Origin of the sequence: Pseudomonas brassicacearum subsp. brassicacearum (genome assembly GCF_008801605.1) — a bacterium.
In the GTDB taxonomy this organism is placed as follows: domain Bacteria; phylum Pseudomonadota; class Gammaproteobacteria; order Pseudomonadales; family Pseudomonadaceae; genus Aquipseudomonas; species Aquipseudomonas brassicacearum.
Map to the genome: position 1 here is coordinate 111,038 of NZ_VZPJ01000016.1, position 18,947 is coordinate 129,984.

An 18,947-nucleotide genomic window follows, 5' to 3' on the forward strand; every position below is an offset into this window, starting at 1 on the left:
CCCACGCCTCGCACCGACAAGGCAGATCACTTTCTGACCAAGTCCCACAGCCGGCCGCAAGAGCCGGATGTACGTTTTGAAGGCTGGTAAGGTTTGTCAAAAACGAGCTGAATCAGTCAACGAGAAGCCGGCCATAAGCCGGCTTTTTAATGCCTGAGCTTTTCCATCCCCCATCCAAAATCACGCCCGATGACCAAACAACGTCGCTCGTAAGTATCCCCGTGCTCGACAGCAAAGGTCATCGAACACCGTATGATTCCCAAACGCCATCAGAAGAGAATATTCTGACGACATATTGCGCTGCGTCCTACAGCGAAACGGGAACCCTACGGATAGCCCCCGCCATGTCCTCTTCACCTATCAGCAATCAATCCAATCCGCCCTGGAGCCGTGACGAACTCGTCCTGGCCCTGAACCTGTACCTTCTTCACCGCAATGGTTTACCCGGAGTGAATCATCCGGAAGTCCGAGCCCTATCACAGAGCCTCAATCTCATTGGCAACGCCACAGCTGTGAGCAAGAACCAGAGTTTTCGTAACACCAATGGTGTCTGCATGAAGCTCAACAATTTCCGTCGTTGGGATCCGAGCTACACCAACACTGGTCGCACAGGTCTTGCAAAAGGCAATAAGGACGAGGAATTGGTATGGCTGGAGTTTGCTAATAATCCCGAGCGTCTGGCCGAAGTCGTAGCAGCCATCAAGGCGAACGTCGGAACCACTTCTTCTACTACGCCGATGGATCTAAGTGCGGAGGAAGAACCGGGCTTCTTCGAAGCAGAGGAAGGAAAAGTGTTAACTCGCGTACACCGTGTACGGGAAAGGGACAAAAAACTCGTAAAACGAAAAAAGGACGAAGCCCTCAAGAAGCACGGTGTTCTCCAGTGCGAAGCCTGTGGCTTCAACTTCAGCAAAACATACGGCCCGGACATCGAAGGCGTTATCGATGTGCACCACACCAAGCCACTGCATACGCTCCAACCTGGCGATAAAACCAAGCTCGCGGACCTCGCATTGTTATGTGCCAATTGTCATCGTGTGGTGCATTCACGCCGTAAGTGGCTGAGTGTCGCCGAGGTCAAGGACCGCTACCAAGCAGCCAAAAACACAGCCTGAACTGGCTCGGCTGCTAAGGGCAAATCGGTGAAAAGCCCACTACGCCAAAAGAAAACTCCTACAATCCATCCCTAGATTTCTGACGTGGCTGTTGGTCACGTTTCTGGCGGCAAACGAGAGGCAAGCCTGTGAGCAAGGCAGATGGCACACCCAAACAATTAATCGACGTGGAAAATCTTGCAGCATCCCTTCAGCGCTTTGCAGATGATCGCGACTGGCAGCAATTCCACTCGCCCAAAAACCTTCTGCTAGCGCTGACAGGCGAGGTGGGTGAGCTTTGCGAAGTTTTCCAGTGGATGAGCGAAGCAGATTCAGTGGCTGCCGCAAAACATCCCGCAACCGCCCAAGCCGTGAAGGACGAGCTAGCCGACGTACTCATGTACTTAGTCCGTCTGAGCAGCGTGCTCGGAGTCGATCTCAACGAAGCGGTCGCGAGCAAACTTGCTATGAACGGCCAGAAATACCCCGTCGACAAAGCTAAAAGCACCAGCAAAAAGTACGACCAACTCTGACCTTCAGTGCTCTAAGGATCTCTTGTGATCGTTTACGCTGCGACCAAACAGCAATTCCTAAAAGACAACGATAACGACGACATTGAAGAAGTGATTCTGCGACACTTCAAAGAGGCCACTGGTAAGAAGGTCGGCGCGTCAGAGATCAGGTCGTGGCAGGGATCCCTGACCTACATGGCCAAGGTGCTTCGAGATGATGACCTACCCAGCGATGCTGGTCTGGCCATTGAGTTGCATATCCCACAGTCCTCGAAACGCATCGATTTTTTGCTCACGGGGCGTGATGAGAACCAAGCAAAAAAAGCCGTATTGATCGAACTGAAGCAATGGAGCAAGGCGAGCGCAACCACCAAGGACGCAATTGTCAAAACCGCCTTAGGTGGCGGTCTCGTTGAAACCATTCACCCGTCCTACCAGGTATGGTCGTACGCAGCGCTGCTGGAAGGCTTCAACGAAGCGGTATATGACAAAAGCATCGAAATTCGCCCCTGCGCCTATCTGCATAACTATGTCAGTGATGGTGTCATCGACTCCGCTCACTACCAAGCCCATACCAGTAAAGCTCCATTGTTCCTCAAAGGCCCCGAGGAACTGATCAAGCTACGGACCTTCCTGAAAAAACACATCACTTACGGCGATAACAAGGAGGTTCTCTACGAACTCTCCAACGGAAAAATTCGGCCATCCAAAGCGTTAGCCGAGGCGCTTGGCGGGCTCATGAAAGGCAAACCAGAGTTCGTATTGATTGACGACCAAAAGGAAATATTCGAGTCAGCGCTTGTTGCGGCGAGTGAGGCGTCCATAGCCGCGCCAAAGGTGCTAATCATCGAGGGCGGCCCTGGGACCGGAAAAACCGTTTTGGCAATTAACTTGCTGGTAAGACTCACCGGGTTAAAGTTGCTGAGCAAATACGTCTCGAAAAACGCCGCACCACGCAAGGTCTACGAAAGCAAACTGGTCGGTACGATCAAGCGTAGTCATTTTTCTAATTTCTTTTCCGGCTCGGGTGCGTTTATCGAAACCGAGCCCAATACGTTCGACGCACTCATCGTTGACGAAGCTCACAGGCTCAACGAGAAAAGCGGTCTTTATGGGAACCTAGGCGAGAACCAAATTAAGGAATTGATCAACTCAGCGAAGTGCTCGATTTTCTTCATCGACGAAGATCAACGCGTGACCTTGAGCGACATCGGTAACAAGCAGGCGATTCGTACCTTTGCGAAATCCAAAGGCGCAACCGTGGAGGAATACATACTATCCTCCCAGTTCCGTTGCAGCGGCTCTGACGGTTATCTCGCGTGGTTGGATGACATATTGGCTATTCGACCGACCGCCAATCCGCTACTCGATACTAGCGAGTACGAGTTCAAAGTGTTCAACACCCCGCAGGCAATGCACGCGGCCATTGAGCAGAAAAACCACGGAAACAAAGCTCGCATAGTCGCGGGTTACTGCTGGCCTTGGCTCAGCAAAAAAGATCCCCAGGCGTCCGATATCGTGATCGGCGATGGTTATGCGCGTCAGTGGAACCTGGATCAGGACGGCAGTTTGTGGATCATTGCGGAAAACTCCATTGAACAGGTCGGTTGCATCCACACCTGCCAGGGGCTGGAAGTCGACTATATAGGCGTAATCATCGGGCCAGATTTGATCGTTCGTGACGAGCAAGTACTCACATCGCCGCATAAACGTGACAAGCACGACAAATCGATTCGTGGCTGGAAGAAGCTGATGAAAGAGCAGCCTGATTTCGCGCAGAAAGAGACGGACCTGATCATCAAAAACACCTACCGAACACTGATGACCCGAGGGATGAAAGGGTGCTACCTCTACTGTACTGATCAGGAGACGGCACAGTATTTTGAGAGTCGGCTTGCCGATTACCGCACCACTGATGTCCTGCTGACTTAGACAATTATCCAACAGGTTGTTGGACAATCTGGGCGCTCGTCGTTTCTGGACTCTCGCATACGAAAAGGTCTTGCCAAGCAAGACCCTTTTTCATACCAGGGTACGCGCGGCCCCTTGTTACCTCACCTCAACAATATCCAAAGCCCGACTCGCCAACAGTTCACTCACCTCAATCACCTGCAAAATCCCCAACGCCACATGCCGTCGTGATCCCTCAAGACCAAACGCCAAATCACTGATCATGGCATTGGCAGAAGCCAGGTTTTCGCTGAGATTGGCAAGCAGACATTCCGAATCAACATCCGGTGCGATACGGAAGATGGTGTTGGATTTGTCAGACGTTTCGTTCTTCGCCGCAGGCTTCAGGTAGTAATCCAACGCCCGGTTGGCAGCGTCATCAAGCTTATTGTTACGAGCAGACTGAGCGCGAGACACATGCTCATCTGCAGTCGGAGGGTTCGGTGTAATTTTGACCATAGCCTTAACTCTCTTTGGTGAGGCCACAACCCTCTCGCTGCTAAACGAGTGGGTGGCAGCTGTACGCGGGTTAGCAGACCGACGAGTTAAGAAATCGGCGCGCCCGAGGACGCCCCACGCACAGCCACCATCAAATGCAGGGATGGGAATACCTGACTGATGAAGCTTGATGCGACTCAACTCGACGGGCTGCTAAACCCGATCACTGATGGGCAGTGACAGGATCTAAACTACCGACGCGGCCAAGGGCGCACAAGCCGGCGGATTCTGGCGTAGTTGTAGGCAATGGCGCAAGGCGATGTCGGTCGTGGCTGGTCTCGTGGAGTCACGATAAACAGCGGGCTGAAATGCTGGCTGACACACTGCTATCGCGAGCAAGCTCGCTCCCACAGAGTAGCTTGCGTCAGGCATTTCAAACGTAGGAATGGCGGAGCGGGTTATGCGGTGCGTCAGCGTCATTTAGCAAGGAGCGACGCTGCGGTTGGGGAATTGTGCAGCAGGCTATTGCACTACTTAAGAGAGCTCATCGTTCCAAGTGCGCAATGCGGGAATGCGTTCGCGACTGGCTGCATCCTTGCAGCCAGTCGCGAAGAGGGTTACGACGCGTTGTTCAATGGGGCTTGCGAGCAATGTCGCAATGAATCAGGCGGGATATCTCGATCATATCCACGACGGTTTTGTCATCGACCGCAAACCCGCTACCTGAACCCCCTACGTTGCTGTTACTTGAGGGTGACGTCGAGCATCGGCGGGATGTAACCGTAGTCGTACTCGCCCACCACGAACGTCTGCAGCCCTTTTATTTTCATGCCCACCGTTGGAGCCTCGGTGCCACCGACACGAATCTGCGTGCCGGTTTCGTCGGTCGGTACGCTGTCGATGAAGGAGGTCACCAGGCCGTTTGGCATTACATAGTGCGAGTAGGTCTGGAATGGCTGCGAGGACGGGTTGCCCAGCACCAGGCCGGAACCGTTCAGCGGCACGTAAGGGCCGAACAGCGAGTCCGCGACAAAACCGTACACCCCGTCCGGGCCGGTCACACCGTCGGCATAGGTGAAGGTATGGCTAATCGTGAACAGGTAGTACTTGCCATCCTGGAACACGAAGTGCGGGCGCTCGGTCTGGTCGTTTACCCCGACGGCGGTCAGCAGTGGCGGCAACATTTCCCAGTCGTCACCGTCCGCGTCGCGGGCCACGGCGATGCCGACACAGGCGGTCTGGTAGCGCGAGTTGCCGACATCTTCATAACCCGGCGGCACATCGCCGATTTCTGCCTCGCCTACTTTGTGCGAGCCGCGCTCACCGGCCACGTTACCCTCGAACAGCATGTACAGCTTGCCATCTTTCGGGTCGCGGAAAGGCCATGGGTCGCGGAAACCCCAGAACGCGTTTTGTGCTTCGGTCTGGTACATGTTGCCGTCGGCCTCGAACAGCGGCTTGACCTTCTCGAAGCCGACCATGCTGACACCGTGTTCAGTGGTCACTACCCGGCCACGCACCTTGACGATGGTCGCGCCTGGGGTGACGGCGGTGTAATACAGGTCCACTTCGCCTCGGTCGTTCAACAGGATCGGCGTACCGGCCCATTCGCGAGCGGTCGGCGAAACGCCTTCGGCCATCACACGGCCACCGAATTCCCAGTTCTTGCCGGTACGAGAGAACCAATAGTACATCTTTGCCCGACCGTGACGATCGTTCCAATCGCGGAGGATGTCGTAGTTACCGTCCTCGTCGAGGTACTGCGGGTCGTTTGGATGACGATCGGCAGTCAGGGTAAAGATTACCGACCAGCCATCGACGGACGTCACGTTACCGTCCAGGTCGCGCAAGGGCATGGTGTCCCAGATGAACACGTCGTTGTTCAGTACCGGGAAATCCGCGCTGACCAGCGGTTGAGTGGTGGTGGGATCATCCGCCCGGACTTTCAACGCATCAGCGCGGGTCCAGAGGCTGGGTTGATGGGGGGTTACACCGAATTTTTCAGTGGTGGTTTTCATAGGTTATTGCCTCGTCCATGAATGGATTCAAATAAATAGTGATTTAGAAATACTGTATGCGCATACAGTGAAGCCACCTTATAGGGGGTTATGCATGTGGGTCAAGCATAAAAATGCATTTGTGCATAATTGGATTTTTTCTTTGGGCTGATACGTTTCAGCTGTGAACGTTTGCAGAAGTTAGTTCATGGGGAGATCGACGACGTTGCCTGCACGGTCGGTGCTCTGAACGCTACTCGGTGGAAGGCGCGCGTAACGGGGCACCGGGCGAAAGCAATGCATAGAGGGATTGGTCAACTGAGCCTGCGCGTTCTGCGCAAAGGCCAATGCAGGGTGGGGAGCCACACGGGGTTTAGATTTGTCGCCGTCGGCGGCATGAAGGGAAGCGGGACGTGGTGAGCTGCTTGCGAGGTGGTAAGTCAGTGGTTTTGATGTTGACTGGTGTGCCGCTATCGCGAGCAAGCTCGCTCCCACAGTGGGGGTGTGAAATGCCTGTTATGGCGGTGGGTCACGAATGCTCAGCCACTCAATACCCGGGGTAAGCGCGGCTCTGAATTTCACACCTCGAGGTCAGGCTTGGTCTAGGCAAACGCGCAAACAAAACTCCTGACGCGGCCGGCTTCAACACCCAACAAGCCTATTTCGGTTTCATCAATGGCTTGGAGTTGAACCAGGTTCATGCCTTCGCGCCGGTAAACTGCACTGCCCTCTGAATCTGCATGAACCACATACCCCCCAGGCTTTACGCCTACACGAGCCTTGTCGAGAGCAATACTGGCCGAGACCAGGATATGGAAATCCAGGACGTTGTTCTTATGCAGAACCGTCGCGCCAATGAAATGCTCTGCGCATATTTCCAAAGCCATTTGCAGCCCATGGATCGCTGGGGTTTCCCGATAACTGCCCGGCATGAATATCTTATCTTCCCAGAACTGCGCGTCATTCAGTTCTTCCAGCCCATCGTTTCCTATGTTGGGGTAACGTTTATGCTGGTAAAAAACGTTTCCATTCCAAATGATGAAGCCTGTATTTCTAACGATTCCGCTGCCGGCTTCTGAACCATCTGTTTCGATTTTTGCGATCCGCTCCTTCGTAGTCTTTGCATAATCGCCATAAACCCCTTTGTTCATGCGGTCCCGCTCCGGGATTTCATTCACAACCGCATCTATTTCCGCACCATATTTTGCCTTGTTGATATTTCTGGCCTGCCCCCATGATTTCAACTGCTGGGTTCCCCTTTTCAGCTTCCTGGAATCTGGACGCAACATTGACTTGAACCAAAGCGTCGTGCCTGGGACCAGTATCAGCCATGGATTTATCTTTGAAATATCTATCAATGTTGCACGGATGATTTCTTTTTCTTCCTCCGAAATAAACGAGACAGGCATTTCCTTGGAGAAAAGATACTCGGGGGCAACGACAAGACAATAATCCAGTTGATGTCGATCGATATGTTTGGCGAAGGCAGTTCTCGCCATGTACAGCAAAGCCCCGATTCTAAGCTGTATGCAGAGAAGGCTATTCTCGACGGGAACTCTTAATCTGCGTGTATCGAAGTCCCAGACCACCACCAGCACGTTCGGCATCCTTTCCTCCCGCCTGGCTGCTGAGCGGTGCCGCAAGCCGGGTTGGCCGCATTCGTGTGAGAAGGCACTTGGCGCATATTCCAGGAAAATTCAGCTTAGATGAGCCAGGACGATTTGGCCGACAGCCCCTGAAAAATATTTGTGAAACGCAAGAATCGAGGCTTTTTTGGATGCCGCAAAAAAACGGGCAGGTGACCAACCTGCCCGATGCCAACGACCTGACCCATCACCCCAACGTATTCAAACAAACCACCTTCGGCTGGGTCATTTCCTCATACGCAAAGCGCACCCCTTCCCTGCCCAAACTGCCGTACTTGGAACCGCCAAACGGCATCGCATCAAACCGGAAATCCGATGAATCATTGATCATCACACCCCCCGCTTCGATCCGCCGTGCAGCGCTCATCGCGGTGTTGAGGTCGTTGGTGAAGATCCCAGCGTGAAGCGCGTATTCAGGTTCGTTAGCCAACGCGATGGCTTCATCGAACGTGTCGAACGGCTGCAACACCACCACAGGCGCGAAGGCTTCATTGCGCCAGAGTCGGCTGGAATGATCGACGTTTTCCAGGACGGTGGCGGCGTAGCAGGTGCCTTGGCGGCGGTGGCCGCAGAGCAAGGTGGCGCCTTGTTGCAGGGCTTCGTTGACGACCTGTTCGGCGTTCTGCGCGGCTTGTTGGGTGATCATCGGGCCGATGTCGGTGTTGGCGAGCAGTGGGTTGCCGACGACGAGGGCTTGGGCCTGGTTGACGAAGCGTTCGCGGAAGGCTTCGTAGATCGGTGCGTGGATGAGCAGGCGTTGGGTGCCGATGCAGTTTTGCCCGGCGGCCCAGAAGGCGCCGGAGATGCAGCTGTCGACGGCGGCGTCGAGGTTGCAGTCGCCCATGACGATGACGGGGGCGTTGCCGCCGAGGTCCATGGCGAGTTTTTTCAGGCCGGCGGTGCGGGCGATTTGTTCGCCGGTGACGAAGCCGCCGGTGAAGGAGATCATCCGCACGTCGCGGGCGGCGACCAGGGCTTTGCCCAGTTCCGCGCCGCCGGTGGCAACGGTGACCACGGTTTCAGGCAGGCCGGCGGCGACCAGGTACGACACCAGTTTGAGCGCCGACAACGGCGCCAGCTCGGACGGTTTGAGGATCACCGCGTTGCCGCCAGCAATGGCCGGGCCGAGTTTGTGGGCGACCAGGTTCAGCGGGTCGTTGTAGGGGGTGATGGCGACGATCAGGCCCAGGGGTTCACGGGTGAACCAGCCCTGGCGCGATTCGGCGCCTTCGTAGGCGTCGAACGGTACGATTTCGCCGGCGTTGCGCTTGGCTTCTTCGGCGGAGAGCTTGAGGGTGTTGACGCAGCGTTTGACTTCTTTTTCCGCCTGCTTGAGGGTCTTGCCGGCTTCGTCGACGATCAGGCGGGCGAAGGCTTTGGCGTCGCGTTCGATGTTCAGTGCCGCTTGTTCGAGGATGCTGGCGCGGCGATGACGCGGGAGTGCGGCACAGGCTTTTGCGCCGTTGCGTCCGCTCTCGAGCAGGTGTGGGACTTCTGAGGCGCACACGTCGGCGACGGTGCCGACGATGCTGCCGTCAAACGGGTTGAGGACTTCGATGTGCGGTTCGACGACCGCCAGGGCCAGGCGCGATACGTTCACAGGTTGTGCTCCTGTTTGCGGGTTGCCGATTGGTGGATGTGAATGATGTCCGACAGCAGTGCGAAGGCGGTTTCGGTACGGCCTGCGCCCGGACCGGAGACGGTGACGGCGCCGAGCAGTTCGCTGGTGAACGACACAGCGTTGGTGGCGCCGCTGATGCTCGCCAGTGGGTGGTCGTTGCTCAGCAGGCGCGGTTCGACGCTGGCGCTGATGGAGCCGTCGGCCTGGCGTGTGGCGGCGCCAATGAGTTTCCAGCGGGCGCCGTCGTGGCGGGCTTTTTCGATGTCGGCGAGGCTGAGGGCGGAGATGCCGCTGCAGGTGACGTCGTTGACGGTGAGTTTGGCGTCCAGCAGTTCGTTGGCGAGGATCACCACTTTGAGGCGCACGTCGTGGCCTTCGACGTCTGCCGTTGGGTCGGCTTCGGCGTAGCCCAGGGCTTGGGCCTGGCTGACGGCTTCGGCGAACCCGAGGCCGCCTTCCATGCAGGTGAGGACGAAGTTGGAGGTGCCGTTGAGGATGCCTTCGAAACCGGTGATCGAGCTGCCGGCCAGGGACTGTTTGGCGAGGCGAATGACGGGGGTGCCGCTCATGACCGAGCCTTCGTATTCGAAAGCGACGTTATTGCGCTGGGCCAAGGCTTTGAGCTCGGCGCCGTGCAGGGCGATGGGGCCTTTGTTGGTGGTGACCACGTGCTTGCCACGCTCCAGCGCCCAGCGGCAGAACGAGGTGGCGGGCTCGCCGTCCACCGGGTTGGTGAAGGTGGCTTCGGCGATGATGTCGGCGCCGCAGTCTTTGATCACCGCTTCATTGAGGGCATCGACGGTGCCGCCGGGCAGTTGGGCCATGGCGCCTTTGGTGGTGGGCAGTTTGGCCAGCAATGCGGCGTCGAGGCCGTGACGGTCCATCACCGAACCGAGGAACAGGTCGGTCACGCCGACGATTTTCAGGGTAAAGCCGAGCTCGGTTTTCCACTGCTGGTTGCGCTCGGCAATCAGTTGAGCCAATGCCCGGTTCACACCGCCGAAGCCGACCAGCGCCAGTTTGTATTCAGTCATTTTTGTTATGTCCTTGATCCGGGTGATTGGAGTTGTTGGGATCTAGGTTAGGGAGGTGGCGTGGGCAGTGAAATATGCCAATTTGCTCTATTTTTTGGGCGTTTTGACCAGGGGGTGGGCAAAGCGGTAGGTGTGGATTCGATCGTTCCCACGCTCTGCGTGGACATGCATCCCGTGACGCTCTGCGTCGCCCTCTCAGAAGCGGAACGCGGAGCGTCCCTGGCGGCATTCCCACGCGGGAGCGTGAGGAACGATCGCTCACAGCCCCCGCGACCTGATCGTTCCCACGCTCTGCGTGGACATGCATCCCGTGACGCTCTGCGTCGCCCTCTCAGAAGCGGAACGCGGAGCGTCCCTGGCGGCATTCCCACGCGGGAGCGTGAGGAACGATCGCTCACAGCCCCCGCGACCTGATCGTTCCCACGCTCTGCGTGGGCATGCATCCCGTGACGCTCTGCGTCGCCCTCTCAGAAGCGGAACGCGGAGCGTCCCTGGCGGCATTCCCACGCGGGAGCGTGAGGAACGATCGCTCACAGCCCCCGCGACATGATCGTTCCCACGCTCTGCGTGGGCATGCATCCCGTGACGCTCTGCGTCGCCTCGCAGAAGCGGAACGCGGAGCGTCCCTGGCGGCATTCCCACGCTCTGCGTGGACATGCATCCCGTGACGCTCTGCGTCGCCCTCTCAGAAGCGGAACGCGGAGCGTCCCTGGCGGCATTCCCACGCGGGAGCGTGAGGAACGATCGTTCACAGCCCCCGCGACCTGATCGTTCCCACGCTCTGCGTGGGCATGCATCCCGTGACGCTCTGCTTCACCTCGAGAAGCGGAACGCGGAGCGTCCCTGGCGGCATTCCCACGCGGAGCGTGGGAACGATCTGCACTACCGGGCTCAGACCACCGACGACAACACAAACGACGTCACGGTGTTCTCCACCCCCGGCAACGCCGAGATTTCTTTCCACACCTTGTGCACCCGCTCCGGGTTCGCCGCGCCGACTCGCAGCATCAAGTCAAACTCGCCACTCATCACATCGCACTGCAGCACTTCGGGCATGGCTTGCAAGGCCTGCAACACCTCGGCGCCGCGCATGCGGTCGTAGCGGTAGACGAAGATCACCGCGTTGATGTTCGACGACGCGTGCGCGCCCTCCCCGGTGCGCACCGTGTAGCCCTGGATCGCGCCGTCACGTTCGAGGCGTTCGATGCGTTGGCGTACGGCGTTGCGCGAGAGGTTGACCTTGGCCGCCAGCTCGGCGTGGGCGGCGCGGGCGTTGAGGCGCAGTTCGGCGATGATGCGTTCGTCGAGGGGGTCGAGAATTCGCTTCATGGGGCCTCCGGTTATAGGGCGCCGAGCAGTTGATGGAGGGCACCGAGGTCGTCCGGCTGGATGCGATGAATCTGCGCCGGGCCGTGCTCGGAAACCGGGCGTTGTTGCGCCGCAATGTGGATCCCCAACTCGCCGAGCAACACCGCCGATTTGGCTGGGGAGATCTCGCCCAAGGTCACCATCGGCGCCACCAGGCTGCGCCGGTACAAGCGCGCCGCGAGCACACCGGTGGCGGTGTGTGGGTCGATGACGTAGCCGGTGTCGCGATGCAGCGAAGTGATTTCCTCCAGCGTCTGTTCATCGCTGACCGCGTACGAGTCGATGATCATCCGCGCCTGCAACCAGAACTCGTTGGCGATGGTCATTTCGCCGTGGGTCTCGAAGGTGTGCATCAGTGCGCTGACGGCCTGGTCGTCGTGCCCATAGAGTTCCCAGAGAAACCGTTCCAGGTTGGAAAAAATCGACAAATCCATGGCCGGCGACAGGGTCTTGCTGGCGCGCAATCGCGAGTAGTGGTTCTTCAAAAAGAACTGATGCAGCGCGTCATTCTGGTTGGTGGCAACGATCATCTGCGTGATCGGCAAGCCCATCTTCTGCGCGATGTAGCCGGCATAGACTTCGGCAAAACTCGCCGCCGGCACGCTGAAGCCAATGGGCCGCTGACCGCCGCCCAGTTGCAGCACGGCGTGGAAATAAAACACCAACTGCGCCATGACGCTGACCCAGTTGCTGGAATTGAAACTGATCGCCTCATGCTGTCGGAACAGTTGGGTGACCAGGGTCTGGCATTCATCGAAACTGCCATCGACGGCCACTTGATGAACCCGCGGATGTGCCGTCGCTTGCAGGTCTTGAAGCTGGTCTTGCGGTACGCCGGCCTCGGGATAAATCACCACCACGTCGGTCTCTTCGCAGTGCTTGAAGGCCTCGATGGCGGCCAGGCCGGTGTCGCCGTTGGTGACGCCAATCACCACGGCGCGACGCCCGCGTTTGCGCAGGAAGTACTGCACCAGTCGCGCCTGCAATTGCGCGGCAAAGTCCTTCGAGGAGCGGGTCGGCCCATGGAACAATTCCAGGACCCATTCATTGCGATCCACTTGATGCAACGGCGCCAGGGAGCGATGGCTGAACTGGCTGCCGGCCTCCTTGAGCACCCGCTTGAAGTCAGCCTCGGGGATCGCCTCGCCCACGAACGGACGCATCACTCGATAGGCCAGTTCGTCGTAGGACAAGGTCGACCAATTGGCGATGTCCTGGGGTTCGAATTGCGGCAGTTCGACGGGAACGAACAGCCCGCCGTCCTCGGCGATGGCCGACAGTACGACGCGTTCGAAGTCGACCTGCACGGTTGAATTTCGGGTACTCACATAGCGCATGGTCAGCTCCGGATAATCTTCTAAAAACCGCTTATTTAAAACGATGCGCCTGCTCCACCAGCCAGGTGGAAAACCGCGCCGCGTCCGGGTGCTGTTCGGCTCCGGAACTGCGCACCAGGTAGAACGATTCGCTGGCTTCGATGCGCTGGGCGAAGGGTTCGACCAGGCGTCCGTCGCCGAGCATGTCACTCACCATCGACGAGCGCGCCAGGGCGATGCCCTGCCCCAGTTCAGCCATGCGCAAGGTGCAGACCAGCGTGTCGAACTGCATGCCGGTCGAGGAGTCGACGCTATCGGCACCGACCATTTTCAGCCAGTAACCCCAGCCCTCTTCGTAGCCCAGCACATGCAGCAATGGATGCTTGGCCACGTCCGCCGGCACTTTCAGCGTCGCCATCAAGGCCGGCGAGCACACCGGGAACAAGGTGTCCCAGGTCAGGCGCTGCGACACCAGGCCGGGCCATTGACCGTGGCCCCAGCGGATTTCCATGTCGTCTTCGCCATCGAGTTCCTTGACCCAGATGTTGCTGATGTAGCGGATGTCGACGTGGGGATGCGCCTGGCGAAAATCCACCAGTTTCGGCGCCAGCCAGTGCACGAAAAACGCCAGGCTGCCGCGCACCTTGATTGGCCGACGTTTGTGCTGGCCAAAGATTTCGTTGGTGCCCACCGCCAGTCGCGTGATTGCGTCCTGTACCACCGGCAGGTACGCCTGGCCTTCCTCGGTCAGGCCCAGGCCACGGGGCAAGCGCTTGAACAGCGCCACCCCCAGGTGGCTTTCCAATTGGCGGATCTGCTGGCTGACCGCGCCCTGGGTCAAGAATAATTCGTCGGCAGCGTGGGTGAAGTTCAGGCAGCGGGCCGACACTTCGAACGCCCGCAGCCAGTTCAACGGGGGCAACGTTTTTTGCTTCATGATCTGTACCTCGTTGACCCCCACGCACCGGGCACGTTTGCCCGCCCCGTCGACGCGCGTTAGAACGCGTCGGACGGTTGTGCCACGAGGGCAACCGACAAGCGTCGCTCGCGGCTTTTGCGGGTAATGTAATACACGAAGTAACACCAGGCGATGAACGGCAAGCCGAAGTACAGCGCCACTCGCTGCTCAGGGTCGAAAGCGATCCCGATACACGCCAGGCTGCAGCACACCAGCGCCCCCAGCGGCACCCACGGATAACCGCGAACGCGGAACTTGAGGTGGCGAATGTCGCCGCCGTTGGCCACATAGTGACGACGGAAAGCGATCTGGCTCGCGGCGATGCTCATCCACACCACCACCACGGCCAGGCCGGAAATCGACACCAGCGCCAGGTAGATGGTATCGGCGGCAAACACGCTGCTGAGCAACGACGCCGCGCCGCCGGCCATGCTGACGATGATCGCGTTGAGCGGCGTGCCCATGCGGGTCAGGGCCGAGAACTGCTTGGGCAGGTGACCTTGGTCGCTGAGGGTCCAGAGCATCCGCGAGGCGGCGTACAACCCGGAGTTGGCCGCCGACAACAGGGCGCTGATGATCACGAAGTTCATGATGTCGGCGGAGTACGGAATGCCGATGTAGGTGAACACCGTGACGAAGGGGCTTTCGACCAGACCGGCCTGCTCGCGGGGCAACAGGGTCGCCAGGACAAAAATGGTCCCGACGAAGAACACCGCCAGGCGCAGCACGGTGGTGCGGATGGCGCGTGGCACATTGCGTTGCGGGTCCTTGGTTTCACCGGCGGCGATGCCGATCAGTTCAGTGCCGGAGAACGCGAAGGACACCGCCAGCAGCGTCATCGCAATCGGCATGAAGCCGGTAGGAAAAAGTCCTTCGCGGGTGAAGTTGCTCAAGCCGATGCTGTGGGCCTGGTCGATGTTCAGCAGGCCGAGAATCGCGCCACCGCCAATCAGCAGGAACACCACCACGGTCAGCACTTTGATCAACGACAACCAGAACTCGGTCTCGGCGAACAAACGCACCGAAATCACGTTGGTGAGGAACACCACGCCGGCAAACAGCGCGCTCCAGATCCACACCGGCGTGTCGGGAAACCAGCGCGACATGAGGATGCCGGCAGCGGTGAATTCGGAACCGATCGCCACCGTCCACGTCAGCCAATACAACCAGGCCACGGTGTAGCCGGTGCCCGGGCCGAGAAACCGCGTGGCGTAGGTGCTGAAGGAACCGGTTTCCGGCATCTGCACCGCCAGTTCACCCAGGCACATCATCACCATGTAGACCATGAGCGCGCCAATGATGTAGGCGATCACCGCGCCCATGGGGCCGGCCTGGTTAACGGTATACCCGGACGTGAGAAACAGCCCGGTACCAATGACGCCACCTAATGCCAACATGACAATGTGGCGCGTCTGCATTTCCTGTTTAAAACCGGCACGCGAATTAAGTTGTTGTTCTTTTATGGACATGGTTGTTCTCATGAAAGTTGTTAGGGCGCGCATTGACGTCCGCGACAAGTTATTGGGCAGAGTAAAAGTGCATCGCCACTAAGCTTTATTATTATTCCTATTCATGAACGCCCCACTCACGGCCTTGTGGTGGGGTACCAACTTTCAAACTTCAGTTTGCGGTCTCGATATGCACTTCATTGAGCTGCGGATTGAGGGTCTTCTTGACGAAGGCGAAGGCCTGTTTCAGATCGTCCAATAGATCGTCCGTGTCTTCGATGCCGACCGAAACCCGCACCAGGCCTTCGGAGATACCCAGGGCCAGGCGTTCTTCCAAGGTGTTCTCGACATGGCTGGTGGTGCGGGCCGGGCCGTAGATGGTTTCCACAGCACCCAGGTTGCCCGCGCAATGGGCGAAGCGCAGGCGCGGCAGCAGCAATTTGACCGTGTCCATGCCACCGACCAGGACAAAACTGACGATGGCGCCGAAACCGGACATCTGCGCGCAAGCCACGGCGTGGTTCGGGTGGCTCGGCAAGCCGGGATAATTCACCGCCTCCACCAGCGGTTCGGTGCAGAGGAATTCGGCCAGGGCCCGGGCGCTGTGTTGTTGCTGGCGCATGCGCAGCGCCAGGGTCTTCATGCCACGGATGATCAGGTAGGCCGAGAACGGGTCGAGGCTCGCGCCGTTGATTTCCCGGTAATGCCGCACCTGGGCCATCAAGGCTTCGCTGCCACACACCAGGCCACCGAGCACGTCGCCATGGCCGCTGAGGAACTTGGTCGCGCTATGAATCACCACGTCCACCCCCAAGGCCAGCGGGCTCTGGTTCAGCGGTGTGGCGAAAGTGTTATCGGCCACGACCACGGCGCCGACACGCTTGGCCGCTGCCACCAGGCGCGGGATGTCGAGGATTTTCAGGGTGGGGTTGGTGGGGGTTTCCAGGTAGAGCACCTGGCAACCCTTGGCGATTTCACGCTCCAGATCGTCGTGATCGAAGGTCTCGCACAAGGTCACCGCCACGCCGGTGCGCGGCAGGAACTCTTCGAAGATCTTGTTGGTGCCGCCGTAACTGTCCTTGGTCGACACCACGCGATCGCCGTGGGCCAGAAAGGTGTAGAGCACGCTGCTGATCGCCGCCATGCCGCTGCTGAAGGCCACGGCGGACTCGGCCATTTCCAGCTCGCGAATCTTGGCTTCGAGGGTCTCGACGGTCGGGTTGCTCATGCGGCTGTAGATAAAACCGGGGGCCTTGCCCAAGGCGACGTCGTACCAGACATCGATGTCGTCGTAACCGTACGCGGCGCTGGCCACGATAGGGGTTTGCGTGGCGTTGTAGGGGTGCCTGACTTGCTCCCCACCCCAAACCGCCCGGGTCCCTGCTCCCGCGTTATCAAGCCCTGTGCTGTCAGGTTTATTGTTCATTGAGGCTACTCACACTGAGGGGGTGGACGTTGAGCCATCCACCGAATCTGAGGGCCAATATAGGGAAAAGCCGCGCGCCCGAGAAACGATGTTATCGGTGCCAAAGGGGTGGTTTTTTTAATGGCTGAGTGCGAAGCAGCAACCTGCAAGTCACTGATAAACCTGTGGGAGCGAGCTTGCTCGCGATGGCGGTGGGTCAGCTGCCTTTGAGGGTGACTGACCCTCCGCTATCGCGAGCAAGCTCGCTCCCACACTGGAGTTGTGGTGGCATCGAGAATGCGTGAGCGCCTGCTCTACAGGCGACCGTTGACTTAAAGGCTGTGTGAATCATCGTGGCGAGGGAGCTTGCTCCCGCTCGGCTGCGCCGTAGGAGCTGTCGAGCAAAGCGAGGCTGCGATCTTTCCAAAGCCAGTTGAGTATCAAGCGAAAGATCCAGATCAAAAGATCGCAGCCTTCGGCAGCTCCTACCACGGCCCAGCGGAAGCAAGCTCCCTCGCCACAGGTTATCGATCGTTCCCACGCTCCTGCGTGGGAATGTCGCCAGGGACGCTCCGCGTTCCGCTTCTGGAAGGTGACGCAGAGCGTCACGGGATGCATTCCCACGCGGGAGCGTGGGAACGATCAAAAGTATCTCGCCGCCAAAGCTGTTCTGTGATTAATCACAACTCAGCAAAGACTATCAATTGTAAAGTTCAGCCTGCTAGCGATATGCCGCAACCACACCTCGCCGGCTTCCCATGTATTCCAGTAACTGTAATAGCAACTTAACTCTTTCAACAAATACTCTTTCAACTCCAATTCATTTTTCTTTTTGCCAAGCAGGATACTTAGCTCTTGCTGAACAGCCTTCAGTATCTCGACGTCTGACTCTGCTAGAAAGGCTTCGAGGACTTGTTCAGCGGATTCATGCTCGGCGGACCAATCTTGGTGGAAATAGGCCCCAAAAAAATCATGTAGTTCAGGAAATTCTGTATTCATACTTCCGGGAATCCTGTCAGCAAAAAATATCCTGTTGGACTTCGTTGGTCTTTCTTCAAGACCAACAATACTTTTGACGCGGGTAGATAATCGGTACGACCATTTAACAGACTGACTCCCACTGGTTGGCTAAACGTATTCTTAATAGTTGTCTTTTCTTTTGGCCCAGCTAAGAAATTTTCGATTTTCTGTTCATTTGCCGCTATTGCTCTCGCCGCTGAAAACTCAGCAGTAGATCTATCAGGAAACGTAGAGGCTGCGGGGATATGCGGCTCTGCCTCCAGTCTCTGAGCCAACTGAGCATTTGTTCTGCCAATATGCTTCTCAATCAGATGCCCACCACGAGCCTCATGCGCAGCCAACCCTCCTCCCGGCACAATTTCGCTGAACGGCCCATCAGCCTCAATATCACCAGGACACTGACATGCCAACCCCAACGGATCCACCCACCCCGTCGGGTTCAGGGTGTACCGGTACCCATTGAGCCCACCCGCCAACTTGCTCGGATCAGGCGTCAGATAGCGGCCAGTCTCGGGATTGTAGTAGCGGTGGCGGTTGTAGTGCAGGCCGCTTTCGGGGTCGAAGTATTGGCCCTGGAAGCGCAGCGGTTGTTCCAGCTGTTCGCCGCCGCCGTGCTGGAGTTCGGTGAGTTGGCCGTAGCCGTTGTAGCGCGCCGACCAGACGATCTGGCCGCTGAAGCTGGTCAGTTCCTGGGGCGTGCCCAGGTGGTCGAGGTGGTAGTAGAACGGCGTGGCTTTTTCCGGGCCTTCGCCATCAAGCATCGCCAGTGGGCGGAAGGTGCCGGGTTCGTAGACGTAGCTGCGGTGGTGGCGTGGGCTGTTTTCGGCGACGACCTGGTCGCCCTGCCAGAAAAATTCCGTGGTCAGGCCGTCCACGGTCTTGCTGATGCGTCGGCCAAAGGCGTCGTAGCGGTAGGACGTTTCGCGGCCATCCGCCGTGGTGACGCCGATCAGGCGGTGCTGGCTGTCGTAGCGGTAGGCGCCGACCAGGGCCTGGCCGCGGCGTTCGCGGAGCAGGTTGCCGAAGGCGTCGTAGTCGTAGTGGCGGTCGCCCTCCTTCAGCAGGCGGTTGCCCTTGAGGGTGGTCGGGCCGGGGCGGTCCTGCATCAGCAGGTTGCCGGCCGGGTCGTGGCAGAAGTGT

Annotated in this window: 15 protein-coding genes; 3 read left to right on the top strand and 12 right to left on the bottom strand. The window is 58.2% G+C overall.

What is annotated here, in order from left to right:
* Positions 1–344 precede the first annotated feature (344 nt).
* The 3 genes from F7R20_RS32010 to F7R20_RS27155 all read left to right on the top strand — a co-directional run bounded on the left by F7R20_RS32010 (position 345) and on the right by F7R20_RS27155 (position 3,538).
* Complete coding sequence (locus F7R20_RS32010; protein WP_003205936.1) at positions 345–1,115, top strand: HNH endonuclease; 771 nt, start codon at positions 345–347, stop codon at positions 1,113–1,115.
* A gap of 128 nt (positions 1,116–1,243) precedes the next feature.
* Positions 1,244–1,627 carry a nucleotide pyrophosphohydrolase gene (locus F7R20_RS27150; protein WP_003205937.1) on the top strand — a complete coding sequence of 128 codons (384 nt, stop codon included), beginning with the start codon at positions 1,244–1,246 and terminating at the stop codon, positions 1,625–1,627.
* A 24-nt stretch (positions 1,628–1,651) separates the two neighbouring features.
* On the top strand, positions 1,652–3,538 hold the full coding sequence (locus F7R20_RS27155) for a DUF2075 domain-containing protein (RefSeq protein ID WP_003205939.1): 1,887 nt from the start codon (positions 1,652–1,654) through the stop codon (positions 3,536–3,538).
* A gap of 117 nt (positions 3,539–3,655) precedes the next feature.
* On the opposite strand, the gene F7R20_RS27160 is transcribed toward F7R20_RS27155, so the two are convergent.
* The 12 genes from F7R20_RS27160 to F7R20_RS27220 form a co-directional block, all read right to left on the bottom strand.
* Positions 3,656–4,015: a DUF6124 family protein gene (locus F7R20_RS27160; protein ID WP_033028152.1), complete on the bottom strand. Its 360-nt coding sequence runs from the start codon at positions 4,013–4,015 to the stop codon at positions 3,656–3,658.
* 722 nt (positions 4,016–4,737) lie between these two features.
* The gene (locus F7R20_RS27165; RefSeq protein ID WP_042956422.1) at positions 4,738–6,012 is read right to left on the bottom strand and encodes a glycoside hydrolase family 68 protein; all 1,275 of its coding nucleotides are present in this window, start codon (positions 6,010–6,012) and stop codon (positions 4,738–4,740) included.
* A gap of 581 nt (positions 6,013–6,593) precedes the next feature.
* Positions 6,594–7,598: a hypothetical protein gene (locus F7R20_RS27170; protein WP_003205946.1), complete on the bottom strand. Its 1,005-nt coding sequence runs from the start codon at positions 7,596–7,598 to the stop codon at positions 6,594–6,596.
* Between the two features lie 226 nt (positions 7,599–7,824).
* A complete protein-coding gene (locus tag F7R20_RS27175; protein WP_003205948.1) occupies positions 7,825–9,237 on the bottom strand; it encodes an aldehyde dehydrogenase family protein in 1,413 nt (470 codons plus the stop codon).
* A complete protein-coding gene (locus F7R20_RS27180) occupies positions 9,234–10,292 on the bottom strand; it encodes a homoserine dehydrogenase (protein WP_003205949.1) in 1,059 nt (352 codons plus the stop codon). The genes F7R20_RS27175 and F7R20_RS27180 overlap by 4 nt, the downstream gene beginning before the upstream one ends.
* Before the next feature lie 891 nt (positions 10,293–11,183).
* Entirely contained in the window at positions 11,184–11,621 is a 438-nt protein-coding gene (locus F7R20_RS27190; RefSeq protein WP_003205952.1) for an Lrp/AsnC family transcriptional regulator, read from the bottom strand.
* Positions 11,622–11,632: 11 nt separating this feature from the next.
* Entirely contained in the window at positions 11,633–12,997 is a 1,365-nt protein-coding gene (thrC, locus tag F7R20_RS27195; RefSeq protein WP_003205953.1) for a threonine synthase, read from the bottom strand.
* 31 nt (positions 12,998–13,028) lie between these two features.
* Complete coding sequence (locus tag F7R20_RS27200) at positions 13,029–13,913, bottom strand: LysR substrate-binding domain-containing protein (protein ID WP_003205954.1); 885 nt, start codon at positions 13,911–13,913, stop codon at positions 13,029–13,031.
* A 59-nt stretch (positions 13,914–13,972) separates the two neighbouring features.
* The gene (locus F7R20_RS27205) at positions 13,973–15,403 is read right to left on the bottom strand and encodes an amino acid permease (protein WP_003205955.1); all 1,431 of its coding nucleotides are present in this window, start codon (positions 15,401–15,403) and stop codon (positions 13,973–13,975) included.
* Positions 15,404–15,554: 151 nt separating this feature from the next.
* Positions 15,555–16,808, bottom strand: a complete 1,254-nt coding sequence (locus tag F7R20_RS27210) for a cystathionine gamma-synthase family protein (RefSeq protein WP_003205956.1) — start codon at positions 16,806–16,808, stop codon at positions 15,555–15,557.
* 666 nt (positions 16,809–17,474) lie between these two features.
* On the bottom strand, positions 17,475–17,786 hold the full coding sequence (locus tag F7R20_RS27215) for a contact-dependent growth inhibition system immunity protein (RefSeq protein WP_013694294.1): 312 nt from the start codon (positions 17,784–17,786) through the stop codon (positions 17,475–17,477).
* Positions 17,783–18,947: RNase A-like domain-containing protein (locus F7R20_RS27220; protein ID WP_209311823.1), on the bottom strand; the 1,165-nt coding region annotated here is incomplete at its 5' end. The genes F7R20_RS27215 and F7R20_RS27220, both read right to left, overlap by 4 nt.